The organism is Gilvimarinus sp. 1_MG-2023, assembly GCF_030548285.1.
The window spans coordinates 1-347 of the sequence record NZ_JAUOSC010000444.1 but is presented as its reverse complement, the minus strand read 5'-3'; the positions used below and the strand labels follow the sequence as shown (position 1 = coordinate 347).

Below are 347 nucleotides of genomic sequence, written 5' to 3'. Positions count from 1 at the left end.
ACCCCTATCAACCGGATGTTCAATATCGTGGTTTTACGGCATCGCCGTTGCTGGGATTACCGCAAGGCGTATCCGTGTATATGAACGGCGTGCGTTTTAACGAACCTTTTGGGGACACGGTAAACTGGGATCTGTTACCAACGGATGCCGTCAGTAATATGACGCTGTATTCTGGCTCCAATCCGCTGTTTGGCCAGAATACCCAGGGCGGCGCCATTGCGATGACCACCAAAAACGGCTTCAACACCGAATACAATGAGTTGGAGCTGGGTGCGGGTCAGTTTGGTTTTCGTCAAGCGCAGTTCCAGAGCGGTGGCAATGGCCAGTTGGGTAATCAAGACGTTGGC

The 347-nt window shown here is 52.4% G+C and carries 1 protein-coding gene; it reads left to right on the top strand.

Annotated features, from left to right (window positions below; all coding sequences use genetic code 11):
• A partial coding sequence (locus Q4563_RS17560) for a TonB-dependent receptor plug domain-containing protein (RefSeq protein WP_303605412.1) occupies positions 1 to 347 on the top strand: 347 nt, incomplete at both ends.